Origin of the sequence: Staphylococcus americanisciuri, from assembly GCF_024814435.1 — a bacterium.
GTDB lineage: Bacteria > Bacillota > Bacilli > Staphylococcales > Staphylococcaceae > Staphylococcus > Staphylococcus americanisciuri.
The window spans coordinates 1-19,406 of sequence record NZ_JANUXY010000013.1 but is presented as its reverse complement, the minus strand read 5'-3'; the positions used below and the strand labels follow the sequence as shown (position 1 = coordinate 19,406).

The 19,406-nt window shown below is 39.6% G+C and carries 21 protein-coding genes and 1 rRNA gene; 1 reads left to right on the top strand and 21 read right to left on the bottom strand.

Features of this window, described 5'->3' with window-relative positions; translation table 11 throughout:
- Positions 1-8 precede the first annotated feature (8 nt).
- From NXS11_RS10275 to NXS11_RS10180, 20 genes are all read right to left on the bottom strand, one after another.
- Entirely contained in the window at positions 9-974 is a 966-nt protein-coding gene (locus NXS11_RS10275; RefSeq protein WP_259200936.1) for a ribose-phosphate diphosphokinase, read from the bottom strand.
- Positions 975-1,043: 69 nt separating this feature from the next.
- The gene (gene glmU, locus NXS11_RS10270) at positions 1,044-2,402 is read right to left on the bottom strand and encodes a bifunctional UDP-N-acetylglucosamine diphosphorylase/glucosamine-1-phosphate N-acetyltransferase GlmU (RefSeq protein WP_259200934.1); all 1,359 of its coding nucleotides are present in this window, start codon (positions 2,400-2,402) and stop codon (positions 1,044-1,046) included.
- Between the two features lie 295 nt (positions 2,403-2,697).
- A complete protein-coding gene (gene spoVG, locus NXS11_RS10265; protein ID WP_259200932.1) occupies positions 2,698-2,985 on the bottom strand; it encodes a septation regulator SpoVG in 288 nt (95 codons plus the stop codon).
- Between the two features lie 70 nt (positions 2,986-3,055).
- Positions 3,056-3,430 carry a RidA family protein gene (locus NXS11_RS10260; RefSeq protein ID WP_259200931.1) on the bottom strand — a complete coding sequence of 125 codons (375 nt, stop codon included), beginning with the start codon at positions 3,428-3,430 and terminating at the stop codon, positions 3,056-3,058.
- Between the two features lie 18 nt (positions 3,431-3,448).
- Positions 3,449-4,270 (bottom strand): pur operon repressor, encoded by an 822-nt coding sequence (purR, locus tag NXS11_RS10255; protein WP_259200930.1) that lies wholly within the window; start codon positions 4,268-4,270, stop codon positions 3,449-3,451.
- A gap of 27 nt (positions 4,271-4,297) precedes the next feature.
- On the bottom strand, positions 4,298-5,146 hold the full coding sequence (gene ispE / locus NXS11_RS10250) for a 4-(cytidine 5'-diphospho)-2-C-methyl-D-erythritol kinase (protein ID WP_259200929.1): 849 nt from the start codon (positions 5,144-5,146) through the stop codon (positions 4,298-4,300).
- Between the two features lie 656 nt (positions 5,147-5,802).
- A complete protein-coding gene (locus NXS11_RS10245) occupies positions 5,803-6,069 on the bottom strand; it encodes a Veg family protein (RefSeq protein WP_259200928.1) in 267 nt (88 codons plus the stop codon).
- A 100-nt stretch (positions 6,070-6,169) separates the two neighbouring features.
- Positions 6,170-7,060, bottom strand: coding sequence for a 16S rRNA (adenine(1518)-N(6)/adenine(1519)-N(6))-dimethyltransferase RsmA (rsmA, locus tag NXS11_RS10240; protein WP_259200925.1), 891 nt, complete (start codon positions 7,058-7,060; stop codon positions 6,170-6,172).
- Between the two features lie 6 nt (positions 7,061-7,066).
- Positions 7,067-7,606, bottom strand: a complete 540-nt coding sequence (gene rnmV, locus NXS11_RS10235; protein WP_259200962.1) for a ribonuclease M5 — start codon at positions 7,604-7,606, stop codon at positions 7,067-7,069.
- Between the two features lie 13 nt (positions 7,607-7,619).
- On the bottom strand, positions 7,620-8,387 hold the full coding sequence (locus NXS11_RS10230) for a TatD family hydrolase (RefSeq protein WP_259200923.1): 768 nt from the start codon (positions 8,385-8,387) through the stop codon (positions 7,620-7,622).
- A gap of 78 nt (positions 8,388-8,465) precedes the next feature.
- Entirely contained in the window at positions 8,466-10,427 is a 1,962-nt protein-coding gene (gene metG, locus NXS11_RS10225; RefSeq protein ID WP_259200919.1) for a methionine--tRNA ligase, read from the bottom strand.
- Positions 10,428-10,503: 76 nt separating this feature from the next.
- On the bottom strand, positions 10,504-11,340 hold the full coding sequence (gene rsmI / locus NXS11_RS10220) for a 16S rRNA (cytidine(1402)-2'-O)-methyltransferase (protein ID WP_259200918.1): 837 nt from the start codon (positions 11,338-11,340) through the stop codon (positions 10,504-10,506).
- 1 nt (position 11,341) lies between these two features.
- Positions 11,342-11,590 (bottom strand): GIY-YIG nuclease family protein, encoded by a 249-nt coding sequence (locus NXS11_RS10215; RefSeq protein ID WP_259200916.1) that lies wholly within the window; start codon positions 11,588-11,590, stop codon positions 11,342-11,344.
- Positions 11,583-12,308 (bottom strand): tRNA1(Val) (adenine(37)-N6)-methyltransferase, encoded by a 726-nt coding sequence (locus tag NXS11_RS10210; RefSeq protein WP_259200915.1) that lies wholly within the window; start codon positions 12,306-12,308, stop codon positions 11,583-11,585. Before NXS11_RS10210 ends, NXS11_RS10215 begins: the two co-directional genes overlap by 8 nt.
- Before the next feature lie 13 nt (positions 12,309-12,321).
- The gene (gene yabA / locus NXS11_RS10205; protein WP_259200914.1) at positions 12,322-12,684 is read right to left on the bottom strand and encodes a DNA replication initiation control protein YabA; all 363 of its coding nucleotides are present in this window, start codon (positions 12,682-12,684) and stop codon (positions 12,322-12,324) included.
- A 13-nt stretch (positions 12,685-12,697) separates the two neighbouring features.
- Positions 12,698-13,501: a PSP1 domain-containing protein gene (locus NXS11_RS10200; RefSeq protein WP_259200960.1), complete on the bottom strand. Its 804-nt coding sequence runs from the start codon at positions 13,499-13,501 to the stop codon at positions 12,698-12,700.
- 5 nt (positions 13,502-13,506) lie between these two features.
- On the bottom strand, positions 13,507-14,436 hold the full coding sequence (locus tag NXS11_RS10195; RefSeq protein ID WP_259200913.1) for a DNA polymerase III delta subunit-related protein: 930 nt from the start codon (positions 14,434-14,436) through the stop codon (positions 13,507-13,509).
- A gap of 89 nt (positions 14,437-14,525) precedes the next feature.
- A complete protein-coding gene (darA, locus tag NXS11_RS10190; protein ID WP_103358552.1) occupies positions 14,526-14,855 on the bottom strand; it encodes a cyclic di-AMP receptor DarA in 330 nt (109 codons plus the stop codon).
- Positions 14,856-14,924: 69 nt separating this feature from the next.
- The gene (tmk, locus tag NXS11_RS10185; protein ID WP_259200912.1) at positions 14,925-15,548 is read right to left on the bottom strand and encodes a dTMP kinase; all 624 of its coding nucleotides are present in this window, start codon (positions 15,546-15,548) and stop codon (positions 14,925-14,927) included.
- 1 nt (position 15,549) lies between these two features.
- Positions 15,550-16,890 (bottom strand): Orn/Lys/Arg family decarboxylase, encoded by a 1,341-nt coding sequence (locus tag NXS11_RS10180; RefSeq protein WP_259200910.1) that lies wholly within the window; start codon positions 16,888-16,890, stop codon positions 15,550-15,552.
- Between the two features lie 306 nt (positions 16,891-17,196).
- Here NXS11_RS10180 and abc-f point away from each other — a divergent pair, with 306 nt between their 5' ends.
- A complete protein-coding gene (gene abc-f, locus NXS11_RS10175) occupies positions 17,197-18,810 on the top strand; it encodes a ribosomal protection-like ABC-F family protein (RefSeq protein ID WP_259200909.1) in 1,614 nt (537 codons plus the stop codon).
- Between the two features lie 476 nt (positions 18,811-19,286).
- Here abc-f and rrf read toward each other — a convergent pair.
- A 5S ribosomal RNA gene (rrf, locus tag NXS11_RS10170) occupies positions 19,287-19,401 on the bottom strand.
- Between the last annotated feature and the right edge of the window lie 5 nt (positions 19,402-19,406).

The following is a 19,406-nucleotide window of genomic DNA, read 5'->3' as shown; positions in this document are numbered from 1 at the left end:
CAACACACTTAGTCAAATAACACACTCACTGATTCACGTTCATACACACGAACAATCGCTTGTGCAAGTAATTCCGCAACAGAAAGTTCTTTAATGTTACTTGGTTTTTGCTCATCTTTCAATAGAATTGAGTTTGTAACGATTAATTCTTTAATTGCTGAGTTTTCAATACGCTCTTTTGCCGGACCTGACAATACTGGATGTGTACAACATGCATATACTTCTGTTGCACCTTTATCTTTTAACGCTTGTGCAGCTAATGTAATCGTACCTGCTGTGTCGATGATGTCATCAATAATAATCGCTGTACGTCCTTCAATTTGACCCACAATATTCATAACTTCTGCCACATTCGGTTTTGGACGACGCTTATCAATGATAGCAATTGGTGTTTTCAAAATATCAGCTAGCTTACGTGCACGTGTTACACCACCATGGTCTGGAGATACGACAACACATTTCTCTGGATCAATATCTTTATTGTTTAAGAAATAATCCGCCAAAATCGGTACACCCATCAAGTGATCAATCGGAATATCAAAGAAACCTTGAATTTGTGGTGCATGTAAATCTAATGCAATCATGCGATCCGCACCAGCTGTTTCAAATAAGTCTGCCACAAGCTTCGCAGTAATCGGTTCACGACTGCGTGCTTTACGGTCTTGACGTGCGTAGCCGTAGTAAGGAACGACAATTGAAATATTTGCTGCAGATGCGCGCTTACACGCATCAATCATGATTAATAATTCCATCAAGTGAACGTTCACTGGATTTGAAGTAGGTTGAATAATAAAAACGTCACACCCACGAATACTTTCTTCAATGTTGATTTGGATTTCACCATCACTAAAGCGTTTGACCGTACATTTACCAAGTTCTACCCCCACATGGTCTGCAACTTCTTGTGCGAGTGGCTCATTACCTTTCAATGAGAAAATCTTCAGAGACGAATTTTTATATTCGGTGTTTAACATTATAAATCCTCCAATAATTGTTTTGATCACTAATATGTTATAAAACCTTATTACCCGTTATGCTTCATTTTATTCTTTGTCAAAATAGCCTTCTTTTGTTACCTGTCTTGCACGTCCCAGCGCTAAGCTTTTGTTCGGAACATCATCTGTAATCGTTGAACCAGCTGCTACAAGCGTGCCGTCACCAATTGAAATCGGTGCCACTAGATTGGCATTACAACCAACAAAAACATCTTTACCGATGATTGTTTTAAACTTGTTAACCCCATCATAGTTCACTGTAATTGCACCACAACCAATATTCGTACGCGCACCAACTTCTGCATCGCCAATATAGCTTAAATGCGATACTTTTGCACCATCATCTATGCGTGCCTTTTTGACTTCAACAAAGTTACCAATTTTTGTTTCTTTGCCAAGATCTGCACCTGGTCGTAACTGTGCAAATGGTCCAATATTTGAGTGCGCTCCTACAATCGCTTCATTAATCACAGACTGCTTGATTGTTGCACCATCATGAATCTGACTCTCATGTATTTCTGAATATTGACCAATCCGCACATCGCTGCCAATCACTGTGTTACCTGTAATCTTCACACCCGGTTCAATAATTGTATCCATACCAATTGTAACATCCGGACCGATGTATGTAGTATTTGGATCAATGATTGTAACACCTTCTCGCATATGATGTTCGTTCATACGTACACGATATGCTTGTTCCGCACGACTTAACGCCACACGATCATTCACGCCCATAATTTCATCAAAATCATCTGTATGATACACACCAATATGCCCTTGTTGCTGTAGTATCAATGTCAGTACTTGTGGTAAATAGTACTCACCCTGTGCGTTGTTATTATCTACCTTGTCTAACAATGCAAACAATGTCGCATTGTCAAACGCAAAAATCCCCGAGCTGATTTCGTGAATCTTTTTTTGTGCTTCTGTTGCATCTTTCTCTTCAACGATCTCAATAAGCGCACCTTGATTATCCCTTACGATACGTCCATAGCCATAAGGTTGTGATGCTGTCGCTGATAAAACGGTTGCCTGTGCCTGTGATGCTTCATGGTGTGCAATTAATTCCGACAATGTTTCAGCCGTAATCAATGGTGTATCACCACAAACGACCAGTGTTGTCCCTTGTGCATCTGCTAAATGCTCTGCTGCTTGTTTCACTGCATGTGCAGTTCCTAACTGTGCTTCTTGAAAGCTATATTGTGATATTGTGCCAAGTGTCGCTTTGACTTGCTCTGCACCGTGACCAACAATTGTCACAATATGCTTCACACCAGATTGCTGTACTTGATTGATTACATGTTCAATCATTGCCTTTCCTGCGACCTTATGAAGCACTTTGTATTGCTTTGATTTCATCCGCGTCCCTTTGCCAGCTGCTAAAACAATTGCGTGTTTCTGCATGGTAATGAACCTCCAGTATCTTTTGCACTTCTCTATAATTATAATTTAATGGTGCACATACTTTCAAGGCGTAATAAAAGAAACACCTTACCAATGATATAATTCGGAAATCTTACATAAAAATTCCAAATTTTTTATCAGCTGTTCCATTTCTCTAAGCTAGGCAATCTCAATAAATCTATATGTATAAGCATGCAAAAAAGGCTAAGATAGGACCCCAATGGTCTATGTCTTAGCCTCTTTTGTAGACAACAGCACATCTATCATGTGTTTGTTCGTCTACATTACAGTGTTATTATTCTTCTGTTGGTTCTTGCGCTGGAAGTACTTCATCTGTTTCTTCGTATACTTTCATTACAGCATCTTGAATCGCTTGTCTCATCTCTGAGTTGATTGGATGCGCAATATCACAGAATTCGCCATCAGCTGTGCGCTTGCTTGGCATTGCGACGAATAGGCCAGAATTACCTTCAATCACACGTAAATCGTGGATAACAAAAGCATCTTCAAGCGTGATTGAAACTAACGCCTTCATTCTTCCTTCCGTTTGTATTTTTCTAAGTCTAACATCTGTCACTTTCATAAGTGCGCCCCCCATAGTTTTGTATATAATTTTTTGTAGAAGTTGACTGTATCGAGTATTGAGCCTCTTGCTATTTAACCTCTGCAATCAATTCAATTTCAATCTTGACGTCTTTCGGTAAACGTGCAACTTCAACCGCACTTCTTGCAGGTTTATGTGCATCAAAGTATGAACCATAAACCTCATTCACCTTTTGGAAGTTCTCCATATCTGACAAAAAGATTAAAGCTTTGACAACATGATCTAAGTCTGACCCTGCCGCTTCAAGTACAACTTTCAAGTTTTCAATTACTTGTTTTGTTTGCTCTACAATGCAATCACTCACAATCTCACCCTCTAAGTTCAAAGGGATTTGACCTGACGTGTAGACTAAACCGTTGACAATCGCAGCGTGTGAGTAAGGTCCAACAGCTGCTGGAGCTTTTTGAGTGTTAATTAATTTCATATTATCGACTACTCCTTTTTAGAATTTGGATAAACTATTTCCTGGTTCTACCTCAAAGTCTTGATTGTATTCATCGACATCAGATAGGCGGACAAGAGATGTGTAATCCTCAATCAGTCGTTGTTTTACTTCTTTGGACTCCACAAGTACTGATACCCCTTTTACCTGTGCTTTAAACTCTGCCATCAAATTCATTACACCATTAATGGAACCACCTGCACGCATAAAATCATCCACAACAAGCACTTTAGAGTGTTCTTTCAATGTTCGTTTAGACAATACCATCGTCTCAATCTTTCTAGATGAGCCTGAAACATAGTTGATTGACACTGTCGAACCTTCAGTCACCTTGTTGTCTTTTCGTATCACAACAACCGGCAAATTCAATACACTAGCAACCGCATGTGCCAAAGAAATACCTTTTGTTGCAATGGTCACAATCGCATCTAACTCTTCCTCCATATAGATAGTTGCGATAAGTTTGCCTACCTTTTTCAAGAGTGTAGGGTTACCCATTAAATCAGATAAAAAGAGATAACCACCCGGTAGCAGTCTATCCTTCTCCTGCAATAATGTTGTGACTTCTTGAATAACCGCTTCCGCCTCTTCACGTTGCATCTGCGGTCGATATCTGACGCCACCACTCGCACCTGCAACAGTCTCAATAGATCCAAGACCTTCTTTGACAACTGTATCCTTAATGATTTGGACATCTTCGCTAATCGATGACTTTGCTTGCTTAAACTTCTCAACAAAGTATGTCAGCGGTACGAGTTTATTAGGATTGCTAATTAAATATTGAGTCATGTAAACAATTCGTTCACTTCTTTTATATCGCACCTTGTTCATTCATCCTTTCTCTGTATATTAGCCAAGTGTTCTAACAAGGTAAACATCCTTACAACAACCACTCACAGCATTATAAATGTGTCGCGCTTGACGCTCTCTCTGTGCTAAGCCATACACTGTTGGACCGCTACCACTCATGAGTGCACCATCAGCCCCACTGTTTAACATGTTTCTTTTTATCTTCTCTATCTCCGGTTGCAGTCGCATAGATACTGGCTCAAGGCGATTAGATAAACTTTGACACATCTGCATATAGTCCTCTTGCTCAATAGCCGTCAAACAAGCCTGTGTATGTACATCAAATGGTTGACTAAGATCTAATCCTCCATATACTTCAGGTGTCGACAAGCCCATATGTGGCTTAGCAATGACCACCCAAGCTGACGGCGGACGCTTCAACAGCTCAATTTGCTCACCACGTCCTTTACATAAGGCAGTCGTGCCATAAACACAAAACGGGATATCCGAACCAATTTCAGCAGATAATTTACTAAGTTCGTCTAATGAAAGACCTAAGTCAAACAAGCGATTAAGCCCACGCATCGTTGCGGCGGCATCGCTCGAACCTCCTGCAAGACCAGCAGCAACTGGTATATGCTTATCTAAAGTAATCTTCACACCTTGCTTAATCCCATAAGTTTCTTTCATAAGCTGTGCTGCACGATATGCCAAATTACGTTCATCTGATGGTACGAACGTCTCATCTACATTCAACACAATCTTATTATCACGGCGCTTCTGAAAAGACAAACGATCATTTAAATCAATGGTTGTCATAATCATCTCGACCTCGTGATAGCCATCATGTCGTTTAAACAAAGTGTCTAATGTCAAGTTAATCTTAGCTGATGCTGTTTCATAAATCATCGCAATTTTTCCTCTTTCAAGTTGGTATTAAAGTGATTTTACCATAATTGCCTTAATAACTCGAAAAGATTTTTCAGGATATCAAAAGTGCATTCAAAGTTTTACAAAAATATTACATAACTCTTATATTCGTATGATACCCCCATTCAACAATGAAAACAACCGGCAATACGAAAGTTCTTTTAATATTGCATAAAAGTTTATCACAATAGTAGGGATTGAAACAGGTATCTCATTTTTCTAAAAAGATTCCGTTGTCCCACCCTAGTAAGACTGAAACGAGGTTATAAAAAGATGGTTAGGCGTTGCGCATAATTCGAGCACTGTGCAAAATCGATATTTTATTGCATCAAACTTAAACAGTAACTGATTGATATGCAATAACACTTTCAACTTGACGCATATCGGTTCTATATCCTTTTATGGTGATATTGCATGATGAACTGATTCTGCCCTTTTTCAAGCATGCAAAAACGCACAATCACATTGGACTGTACGCTCAATAAAGTAACTATTTCAACTTAACTAAACTGCATTCTAAATAAAACTATGTATCTATCTTTACACCACAAAAGCTGGACAGCCCAAATAAAACCACCCAATCCCATGATTGAATGGCTCCTTATACGATATTCATTCTGTTACGCACAGTTTATTTATCTCGCGCTTACTTCTTGATATGTGTCCTCATCAACAAATGAGACATGTACGTTTTGTGTTAGCACATCCGCATATGTATAAGACACGCGTTCAAAGTTGTGTTTATCTGGATCCAATTCAACAATGAACACAGATGGATATGTTTCAGTTAATACACCACAGCGTTCAATTGTTTTCTTACGTCCCCCATTAGCTTTCAGTACAATACGATTCCCTAACTGACAATCAAGTCGATTTTTGATGTCTCCAATAGATTTTAGCATATTGCTCCACCTCGCTATGGGTGTATTATAACACAAAAATAAGCGATAAGTCAATATAAATTCTTAATTTTATCAAGGTGTATTTGGAATGTCAATTATTTTAAATCTTTAAATTCGAGAAACTTTTCAACTCGTCATATAATCGTGCATATTCATGTATTGACACAGTCTCTCCACGTCGTTTGGGATCTATTTGCCCGCGTTCAAGCCATGCCACAATATCTTCTTTATATTGTTTCCCATCAATAAAAAGATTTTGATAATTGTTAAGTATCGTTTTACGTCTTTGTGCAAATGCACCTTTAGTCATTTTGAAAAACAATTCCGTATTATCAATTGGCACAAGTGGTACGGGTCTTTTCGTTAACTTTACAACAATTGAATCGACATTAGGTGGTGGCATAAAAACTGTCTTAGGTACTGTCATGACTGTTTTGGTTTCTGTATAATACTGCGTCACAATGGACAAAGAACCATACGCTTTCGTACCAACCTGAGCATTCAAACGTTCTCCGACTTCTTTTTGCATCATGACCACATAACCATCAATTGGCAAGTTTTGTTCTAATAAAGATAGCAAAATAGGTGTTGTGATGTAATATGGGAGATTGGCAACAACCATAATCTTATCGCAACCTTGAAGATGCGTCGCAATCTCCTGTGCAACATCCGCCTTCAAAATATCTTGATTGATAACTGTAACATTGTTATATGGTGATAGCGTGTCATCTAAGACTGGGATTAAACGCTGGTCGATTTCAAACGCTAATACACGTTTCGCATGCTTAGCCAATTGTTGTGTCAACGAGCCCATACCTGGTCCAATTTCAATGACACCGGTATGTTCATCAATCCCAGAGGCGTCAATAATCTTATGGATAATATTTACATCTATTAAAAAGTTTTGTCCTAAACTTTTCTTAAAACTAAAACCATACTGATTGAGCAACGCTTTCGTTCTTGAGGGCGTCGCAATATCTTTTTCGTACATATCTGTTTACTCCTCTATATCCAATGCGCGCCTCACATCTTCTTCTGTATAGCCAAACGCATTGAGCTTCTTTAATAATTGTTTCCCATTCGAATGACCGATATGCAGACGTCTTCCGAGTATGTCACGTCGTCGTCTCGCATCTGGACCAATGATTAACCCTAAATCAATCAGTACCGCTTTATCAATGGTTTCTTGTCCTTCTGATAAAGGGGTTGCGACATGCATCAATGCTTCTCTAATGTCTTCTAATGATGCATGTTCTACACCGATTTTACCACGTTTACTTTTAGCTGCTTCGCGATCGATAAACGCATGTTTGACACCCGGAATCGCATTACGAATCGTTGTGCGAATTTTATCACCCGGGAAATCAGGATCAGTTAAGACGATGACACCTCTTGTTTCATGCGCTTGGCGTATCACATCTAATACATCTTGGTTGATTGCACTGCCGTTCGTCTCAATCGTCTCACATGATACCGCACTTTTTACACGCGCTGTATCATCACGTCCTTCAACGACAATGAATTCATTGATTTTCACACTGACACCTTCTTTATAAATTAAATAAACGTTCCGCATTCGCAGTTGTTTGTTTTGCTACTTCTTCATAAGTGATGCCGCGTAATTCCGCAATCTGTTCAGCAACCAACGTCACACGTGCTGGCTCATTGCGTTTGCCACGATAAGGATGTGGTGTTAAATAAGGGGCATCTGTCTCAACCAATAAGCGATCTAGTGGAACATGTTTGGCCACTTCTTTTGGTTGTTTGGCATTTTTAAACGTTACAGGGCCACCAAGTGAGATATGGAAATTCAATTTGTTAATAACTACATCAGCAATTTCAGGTGAGCCACTAAAGCTATGCATAATCCCACCAACTTCTTCTGCATGCTCTTCTATTAAGATATCAATACAGTCTTGTGTCGCTTCACGATTATGGATGACGATAGGTAACTTCACACGTTTCGCCAATGCGATTTGTTGACGGAACACTTCCTTTTGGACATCTTTCGGTGATTTATCCCAATGATAGTCCAAGCCCATCTCACCAATACCAATCACTTTAGGATGTTGTGACAGTTCCTCAATCCATGCAAGGCGTTCTTCTGTAAAATCAATTGCGTCAACTGGATGCCAGCCAATAATCGCATAAATAAAATCATAGTCTTCAATTAGCTGCATCGCACGCTCAATCGTCTTCGTATCGAATCCCACAACGAACATGCGATCCACACCCGCTTCAAGCGCGCGGTCGATGACTTCTTGCAAATCTTCATCGTATTGATCTGCATTCAAATGAACATGTGTATCAATTAACATATATCTTCCTCCTATATGATCCTTCTTATAGAAAAGAGGTGAGTGCTTCAAAGCATGACCTCACCTCTTAATACATCATTATTTAATCACCGCACCGTTTGGCACAGCATTTGGTAAGCTAATCAATGTTAGCACACCGTCTTTTTCGGCTGATAAAATCATACCTTCAGATTTTTGACCCATTAACTTCGCTGGTTTTAAGTTTGTAACGACTGCTACTTTTTTACCAATGATATCTTCTGGTTGATAGAACTTCGCAATACCAGAAATGATTTGGCGTTGTTCATTATCCAAATCCACTTGAATTTTCAATAGCTTGTCTGATTTCTTAACCTTTTCAGCATCAATAATCGTCGCTGCTTTAATCTCTACCTTATCAAATGATTTTATATCAATTTGTTCCTTGCTTGATATAGGCTCTGGTTGCGCTGGCTGCATAGATGTCTTAATATAATCCACTTCTGCTTCCACATCCAAGCGTGGGAAAATCGGCGTTGGCTTACCAGTCACTGTAATAGGTGCTGTCAATTGACCGTATGTTGATAGGCTGGCCAACTCAAATAACGTCTCATTATTAATGTTAAGTTGCTCAAAAATCTGCTTCGGCGCATGCGTTAAGAATGGACGTAACAACACCGCCGCAAAGCGAATATTTTCAACTAAATGTGCCATTACATTACCAAGCATTTCTTGTTGTTCTGGATCTTTCGCTAATATCCATGGTGTTGTTTCATCAATATATTTATTCGTACGACTGATGAGCTTCCAAACTGTCGATAACGCAACTGAGACCTGTAAGTCATCCATATTCTCATGATACGCTTTCACTGTATCCAAAGCCATTTGTTCCATCTCTGCATCCAACTCATGTTGTGGACCTGCATACGCTGGCAACTCGCCATCAAAGTATTTGTTAATCATTGAGATTGTACGATTCACAAGATTACCTAAATCATTCGCCAAGTCGTAGTTTGTACGCTCAACAAATGCTTCCGGCGTAAAAACACCATCTGAGCCGAATGGTAATTCGCGCATTAAGTAATAACGTGTCGCATCCAAACCGTAACGATCGATGAGGACGTTTGGATCTACAACGTTACCTTTAGACTTACTCATTTTACCGTCTTTCATCAAGATCCAACCATGCGCAAAGACTTTCTTCGGTAATGGTAAATCAAGCGCCATTAAGATAATCGGCCAAATAATAGAGTGGAAACGGACAATTTCTTTTGCCATTAAATGAATATCTGCTGGCCAATAACGACGGAATAATTCATCGTCATCTGTTAAATAACCGAGCGCTGAAATATAGTTAACCAGTGCGTCTAACCATACATAAACGACATGTTTTGGATCTGATGGCACTTTGACACCCCAGTCGAATGACGTACGTGACACCGCTAAGTCCGCCAAACCTGGCTTAATGAAGTTATTAATCATCTCATTTTTACGAGAAGGTGGTTGGATAAATTCAGGATGTTCATCATAAAAAGCAAGCAAACGATCTGTATAGTTAGATAGCTTGAAGAAATAACTTTCCTCTTTCACAAGCTCTACTTCATGCCCTGAATCTGGGCTCTTACCACCGACAATTTTGCCATTTTCATATACCGGTTCAACGAGTTGCGTTTCTGTATAATATGTCTCATCTGGTACAGAATACCAACCTTCATACTCGCCAAGATAAATATCACCTTGCGCAAGTAATTTTTCAAAAATCTTTTCAACAACAACTTTATGACGTTGCTCAGTTGTACGAATAAAGTCATCATTGGAAATATCTAACTTTTCCCAAAGAGCTTTAATCTCCTTGATCATGCCATCCAAATAGTCAATTTCAGACTTCCCAGCTTTTTGTGCTTTTTCTTGAATTTTTTGACCGTGCTCGTCCGTACCCGTTAAATAACGTACATCATATCCTTGCATGCGTTTATAGCGTGCGATCACATCTCCAGCTACCGTAGAATAGGCATGTCCAATATGCAAGTTCCCGCTCGGATAATAAATCGGTGTCGTAATATAAAATGTCTCTTTCACCATCAACGCTCCTCCTCATTTCTTATCTTATCTAATATATCGAAATTCACTTGTATTTTCAATAAGCGACCCCGCAGTCTTATGCATCAATCCCATGATAAATGTTATATACTGCTTTAGAAGCCATTTCACGTTCCTGTGCTACTTGCTTAATCGCCTGTTTCGGTTTCATCTGTTGCTGGATATAGTGGTCTACATGCTCAACGATAGATAAGCCCTCAAACCATGATGTTGTTGCTTGGGGTTTGGCACCTTCAATCAAGACGACAAATTCACCCTTGAGCGGAATCGTATCTTCAAGTTGGGTAATAAGTTCTGTCACCTTTCTTGTCTCTATCTGTTCGAACTTTTTCGTCAGCTCCCTACCGAGCCCTACGCATCGATTCGGATCCACCTCTGCAATTGCCTCTAATGTATCCTTTACACGAAATGGGGATTCATACAAAATAAGCGTGCTCTCTTGAAACATGCGTACTTGTAACACTTCTAACTTTTCGCGTGCTTTTCGTGGTAAAAAACCTAAAAAAGTATACGTAAACGATGGCAGACCACTCGCCATGAGAGCAGTCAAACCCGCATTAGCACCAGGAATCGGTACAACATGTATTCCCGCTTGTCGTGCACTTACCACCAATTCATAACCAGGATCCGAAATAAGCGGTAACCCTGCATCAGATACAAGCGCAATATCCCGTCCTTCTTCCAGTAACTCAATTAACGATTCTGTCATCTGTCCTTTGTTGTGTTCATGGTAAGACTTTAACGGGGTCTCAATATTAAAATGATGACATAGTTTTTTCGTCACACGTGTATCTTCACATGCGATGATATCAACTTCTTGTAAGGTGCGAATCGCACGAAATGTCATATCTTCCAAGTTTCCAATGGGCGTTCCCACTAAATATAAATGCGCCATGCTATCGCTCCTCAATTAACGCTATCTTTTGTTGGCGTGTTAATTTTTTTATGGCATGTTCACGTTTCAATGCTTCTGACTTTGTCTCATACATTTCATAATGTTTTAGACGTACCGGACGTCTTGTTTTTGTATATTTTGCACCTTTACCTTCATTATGCTTGTTGATGCGTGCTGTCAGATCCGTCGTGTAACCTGTGTAGAGTGTATGATCAGCACATTCTAAAATATACGTGTAATGATCAGCCATAATATACACCTCTCATTTCTGATGTGTACTGATTGGATGCATCATACATATAAAATGGGGGTGCAATATGTAGGCCTTGCTTGCCACCTTTACGTGCTTCAACAACTATTGTTTGTGCTTCTTTGCCAGGCTTACTGTAAATCATATGCAGTTGCTTTGGCTCAAGTTGGTAACGACGCATAGAAGTCATCAAATCCAACATCCGCTCCGCTCTATGTACCATGACAATACGCCCCCCTTGCTTTAATGCATGATTCGCTACACGCAAACAATCATCCAACGTACAATAAATTTCATGTCGTGCAATCTTATGTGCTTCCAACTGATGTTGGTGTACTTGATTCGCTTTAAAATAGGGGGGGTTACACGTTACCAAATCAAACTGCGCTGGCTTAAAAAGCTGTGGTATCTCATTGATATCCATTTCCTCAATCGTAATGCGAGCGTCCAAGCCATTGGCAGCAACACTGCGCCGCGCCATATTTACCAACTGTGACTGAATCTCGATACCTGTGATATCATTCTGACCTTTTACTGATAACAGCAATGGAATCACGCCATTACCCGTACACATATCTAATATACGATCACGTTTACGAACTTGCGTAAAGTGCCCTAACAACAATGCGTCTGTAGAAAAAGAAAAGACCGCATCATTTTGAATAATGCGTAGGTCTTCTTTCAGCAAATAATCGAACCTTTCATTCACCTCTAACATAACAACCCACCCATCACAACTTGTTATTCAAAATATCCATGCAAAAGATACAATCTTGCCCATTTCTATGCTTACCAAACACATCATGACAAATATGAAAACCTTCACGATAAAGTGTCGCAAAATATTCTCTACTCTGTAATTGTTTTTTTTGTGGTGTTTTTTTCTCTTCTTGTGTCTGTGATATGCGTTGAACTGGTGTTGTTTCCAGCTCTTGGTTCATCAACGTCTTCAAATTATCATTCTCTATCTGCAAAGCGACATTCTCTTCAACTAAAGCGACAGTGAGAGACTTAAGTTCTTGCATATCTTCATGGATACGACTTACATTATTTTCTAGTTGCATTAAACGATTAAAAAGCTCATTTCGATCCACTTATGCGCCCTCCTTACTTTAGTATCTCTAATTCTTCCATATGATATTCCATCAACTGATTATCACATTCTAAGCGCACTTGCATCGTCACATCAATAATATTAAGTGCTACAACTTCGCCAATACCTTCTGGCGTCTCAATAGATTCACCGATATCCGGCATACTTGCACGTGCCGCTTCATAGAAATCATTTTCATACTTCAAGCAGCACATCAAACGACCGCACGCACCTGAAATTTTCGTAGGATTCAATGATAAATTTTGATCTTTCGCCATTTTAATCGACACCGGTTCAAAGTCGCCTAAAAATGTCGCACAACATAGCGATCGACCACATGGGCCAATGCCTCCTAATAATTTTGCTTCATCGCGCACACCAATTTGTCGTAATTCAATACGTGTTTTTAATTTTTGCGCTAACATACGCACTAGCTTTCGAAAATCAATTCGCTCATCTGCTGTAAAGTTAAAAATAACCTTAGCACGATCCAACGTGTATTCACAGTTGACAAGTCTCATATCTAACGCTAATGTTTGCACAAATTCTTTACACAGTTCAAAAGCTTCTTCCGCTCGCTGTTCATTATCTTGATAAGCCACCATATCCGTTTCTGTAGCGATGCGTAAAACTGGTTTTAAAGGAAGAACCACATCCGCTTCATCTACCATTTTCGGGGCATACTTAACAATTCCCAGCTCTATACCACGATTGGATTCCACCACAACATACTGCCCTTCTACTAATGTATGCGTTTCTGGTGAATAGTATTCTAATGTATTTGCCTTTTCAAAGTATATTCCAGCGACAAGATACACACGCGTCACCCTTTCATTTTGATAACAATTTGTTCAAATACCAACGCTGGGCTTACATTTTGCATCAATTTTTTATGCGCCTCAGTAATGGTTTCAATGATATGCGTCAACTGATGATAATTTAACTTCGTCGTAAGCGCTTGGTAATCCCCTTGTAATTCTGTAAAAATAATTTTGTCATTCATTCCAATCTTCATATACAGTAAATCTTGAAAATATGCATTGACTGCTGACAGTGTCACTTGCTGCAATTGCCTATTCTTAGCATGTTTTAACAATTCTATCACACCAATCAATGCCATATCTCGCTGTTTTATAAGCTTATCACACCACTGTAGAATCACTTGTCTCAATGGTGCGAGTTCATAGTCTTCTGCCAGCTGTGTTGCCACTTCCACCTGTGTTGTATACGTGCTCATCAACGCTGCAATCGGTCTTGTAAAATCTCCATGCTCCACTAAATATGTTACAAAGTCCTCACGCTGCATAGGTTTAAAATACACATGTTGACAGCGTGAATGAATCGTATCAAGAATTTGTTCTGGTTTTGTCGACAAGAGTATAGCTACCGTATTAGTCGGTGGCTCTTCCAAAAACTTCAAAATGCTATTTTCCCCTTGCACCGTCAATTTTTCAAAATCTTGAATGACATATACTTTATACTTACTCTCAATTGGCAATCGATTCATATGATGTACCAATTGCTCGATTTGCTCTTTTTTTATATTGGCATCATCTGTTCGAACATAATGAAAATCCGGATGATTGCGCATTTCTACCTTCATACGGCACTGTTCATTATCTTGACATAATATGAGTTGTGCAAATGCTAACGCCGTTGACGACATTGCTTCCGCATCATTACCTTCAAACAAGTACGCATGTGATAACTTTCCATTACGATATGCTGCCGTCAATCGTTCTATTTCCGTCATTGTGCACAAACCTCCTTCAAATCAAAAAAGGTTGAGACAGGCTGCTATCCTAAGACGTGCATACACTGCCACAACCTTCAGTATCATGTTTAAAATTGATGAAAGGCATCTACCGGCATCACAAAGACTGTTGCACCGCCTACTTCTACCTCAACAGGATATGGAATATAGGAGTCTGCGCTTCCGCCCATCGGTGTAATTGGAGAAACGAGTTGTTCTCTGTTACCACAAGTTTTGTTAATAACATCTAATATTTCATCGACTCGTTCATCATCTACACCGCATAAAAATGTTGTATTTCCTGCACGTAAAAAGCCACCAGTCGTCGCTAATTTTGTCGCACGAAAATTATTTTCAACGAGTTGATCTGAAAGTTCTTGGCTGTCTTGATCTTGAACAATCGCTATAATCATTTTCATTTTTGTCACACCTCTTATCCAGTATTATATCATATCTTAGTAATGGTCTATACCGACATCTGCCTAATTTTACAATGATTTTTTCTCGATTTGTTGTCGTATAATCGTGACCACATCTGCCACAACGTTCTCAATACTTCTACTAGCATCAACCACTTGATAACGCTCAGGATGGTGCGCAATCAAGTGTTTATATCCTGCTATCACACGTTCATGAAATGCATGATCTTCCTTATCTAAACGATTTTGTTCACGTTGGTTCGCAGCAATACGCTCTCGTCCCAACGCTGCCGGTATATCCAAATAAATCGTCATATCTGGATAATGTCCTTCAATCGCAAAGTCATTGATTCGTGCCACGCCTTCTATACCAATCTCACGCGCATACCCTTGATACGCAAGCGAACTGTCAATGAAACGATCACATAACACAATATGGTTAGATGCCAATGCAGGCAACACTTTCTGTACAAGGTGCTCTCGTCGTGCCGCCGCAAACAATAACGCTTCTGTTCGTCCATCCATTGCATCACCTTCCAACAAAATGTTACGAATTGCCTCAGCCGTTTCTACGCCACCCGGTTCACGCGTTGTAATCACATTATGATCCTTTTTCAATTCTGCTGCTACTGCGCTTAACACCGTTGTTTTTCCAGACCCCTCAGGTCCTTCAAACGTAATAAATAATCCCATGTTAGTCATCCTTCACTTTTATTTTACCTTCTTGTAACCCTTCAACTCTGAGCTGATTATCATCCCATTTTGACATTAATTTTATCATAGATGCCGTTACCTTTTCGCCCTTAATCATAGTCGGAATACCAGGCGGATATAAGACGAGATGTTGGGCTAACACTTTGCCATGCGCCTCAGCAAATGGTATCCAATAATCGCCCTCAACTTGTATAGGTTCATAGCGTCCAGAGCCAGTATACAGCGCTTGTGGTTCGGCCGATATATCATACTGTTGTGCTGTCAAATCTAGCACTTTAATACGCGCTATCAACTGATCAAAAGGATATGTGTCTCCTACATGCCATAGCGGAAGCACCCACAATACATGATGCGTATCCGCTAACTCTACATAAATCCCTGTACTTTCCATCACTTTTTGTAACACATACCCCGTCATATTCGGATGATACACCAATAACTTCAATGGATCGTCTAGCTCTTTCACGAACAAACCACATATATGCAACGTATCCAATAATTGCGCACGTCGCTCAAAAAACAATGTACTATCGTATGTATTATAAAATTCGGCTGCTGCCTCTAAACTTGCCATTAACAAATACGATGGGCTAGATGACTGGAAAGTTTGTAGTAAACGAATCACGTCATCACGTTGTGGTGCATCTTTATGGATAAAGAGCACCGAACTCATCGTTAAGCTTGGTAATGTCTTATGAAATGACTGTACCACATAATCCGCCCCAACATTCAACGCAGATATTGGAAAACCCTCCAAATCGAAATGTGCACCATGTGCCTCATCTACCAAAATTGGACATCCTTGTGCATGAAATTGCTCGACTGTATGTTTAATATCGAACGTCTGTCCATAATAATTCGGATATGTTACAACACCTAGCTTGGACGACACTTGTGACAAACTTGTCGTATCAGGTGTCACATATTGATATGTTGATTCACTTGTTTCAGTTGGTAAAATAACCGCTTGCTGTACACCTAAATCAAGTGCGTGAAATACCGATTTATGGACATTACGAGCTAATACGACATCTCCCGATAAAGGTTGAAAGGCATGAATAACTGCCAATATGCCACTTGTCGTACCATTAACAAGATAGAACGCTTCATAATCCGAATGTCTTGCAACACTTGCCATACTTTCTTTAAGTACTGCTTCGGGCTGATGCAAATCATCGAAACCTGTAATCTCCGTCACGTCAAATTGTGGTTGCACGAATGTCAAATCACCAATCGTTCCATTTTTATGACCCGGTACATGCATCGAAATTGGCTGTGTCCCTGACCAATCACACAACTTACGCCATAATACACGCTGCATCTTTCCCACCTCCGTTTCTTATCTATTTTACATGATAGCACAAGTAAAATGTGGTCAGCGTAGTGAAATCATGAGCAATTTTGAAAATATCACACTTTTTAGATACAATAGAAATAACTTACATTCAAGGAGGTGTCCATATGTTTCTTACAGCTTACTGTTGCAGATTTTTACAGATCATTCGCAACAAATTTGCGACTGTTTTTTCAAAATTGGTGGAGTCTGTCTTTTTTGAACAAAACAATCACGCTGTAAGGAACTGACACCTTTCATGCTTCTTTGCAGCTACAATGGAGGAAGCAAAACATGAACATTTTAAATACATCTGCTTTATCAAAACATTTTTTAGACCACATATTATTCGATCAAGTTAAATTAACCCTCAATACCGGTGATATCGTAGGTCTTGTAGGAAGAAATGGTGAAGGTAAAACAACTTTACTCAAGCTACTTGCAGGAATCGAATCGCCTTCTTCAGGTACAATCAGTTGGAAAAAGAACATCGGGATTGGCTATTTAGCTCAAACAGCTAACATCAATGACAATACGTGTATATACACATACCTAGAAACTGCTTTTCAAAAACTGCATCATATCTCTCAACAGCTCGATACATTGACACAACAAATGGTAGTGGATACCGAGAATTTAGACGCTTATATGACACATTATGGCAAGCTACAATCGTACTATGAATCACATGGTGGTTATGAGATAGATGCAAAAATACGCCGTGTCGCACATGGATTAAACATCACATCGCTACTAGAAACAACATGGGGTGCGTTATCTGGTGGCGAGCGTACCAAAGTATGCCTGGCAAAACTATTACTCCAGCCAACTGAACTCCTATTGCTAGACGAGCCAACCAACCACTTGGATATCCAATCCATTGAGTGGCTCGCACAACATATCAAGCACTATACAGGTGCCGTTGTTATCGTGTCACATGATCGTTTCTTTTTAGATGAAGTTACAAATCAAATTGTAGAAATAGATCAGCAACAGCTACATCACTATCATGGTAACTACTCGTACTTCGTTGATGAAAGAGAAAAACGCATTTTAGCCGCATTCGAAGCATACAAAACACAACAAAAGAAGATAAAACAAATGCAAAAGGCGATAACGCAACTGAGAACATGGGCCAGCCAAGCCAAACCACCCAACGCTTCTATGTTCCGACGTGCGAAAAGTATGGAAAAAGCACTCAATCGTATTAAAAGGTTAGAGAAACCAACACTTAACCACAAGCAAATGGCACTTAATCTGACAGACAATCCACATGGTGCAAATAAAGTTATTCAAATAGAAGGTGTTTCAAAAACATACGACACCTTATTGTTCAAAGACGTTAATATGTTAGTTAGAAGGAATGAACATGTCGCCATTGTAGGTGAAAATGGAATAGGTAAATCAACATTACTCAAAATAATTTTAGGCGACGTCATACCTGATGAAGGACGGGTTCAAATAGCGCAACACCTGAAAATTGGGTATCTCTCACAACATGTCTTTGATAAAGAAGCAAATGATACCATACTTAATGTCTTTAGAAAAGATATCCATGTTACAGAGGAAAAAGCACGTCACATACTCGCACAATTCATGTTTTACGGCAATGATGTCTTTAAAAAGATACAGGATTTAAGCGGTGGCGAAAAGGTACGTCTGCGATGGGCACAAATCATTAACAGCGATCACCATATATTGATACTGGACGAGCCAACCAATCACTTAGACATTGACGCTAAAGAGACCATTGAAGACGCCTTATTGGATTTTAAGGGCACTATCATAACCGTCTCTCATGACAGATACTTTCTCAATAAGCTGTTTCACACCACTTATTTATTAGAAAATCAAACATTAACAAAATGCTATGGCCATTATGATGACATAAAAAAGCATTTATCTTAAAAAGAGAATGACAGAAAACTAGGCAGTCATACAGGTGCCTCATTGGCAAAGGCTGACTGGCGTAAAACAGACTATAAAAGTGTATATTCGTGCCAGTCAGCCGCTATCATATAGATAAAATCCCAAACTTAAATAAAGATTCCACATCATTCGCGGTGGGATGGCATGATAAACCATTCCGCTTTTTTCTTTGAACAAGTTTTCCGTACTTCTAACCATTCTTCACGGGGGCATTACTACGAAATCTTAGCATACGCATGAGGTGTCTGTAGTGCTCCCAAAATGAATTCGAGTGAGCCACCTTGGCAAGTGAGCAAGCAAGAAACGATGGTATTCAAAAAGCGCACATTCGCAATGGACTGTACGCTCAATAAAGACAGCTATTCCAACTCAGCTGGAATTACAATATCTTTCTACCACTCATTTATATGAAAACACAAAAAAAGAGAAGTCGAAATGACCTCTCTCGTTAAATTACCTGGCACCGTCCTACTCTTGCGGAACGTAAGTCCGACTACCATCGGCGCTAAAGAGCTTAACTTCTGTGTTCGGCATGGGAACAGGTGTGACCTCTTTGCCATAGGCACCAGATAAAG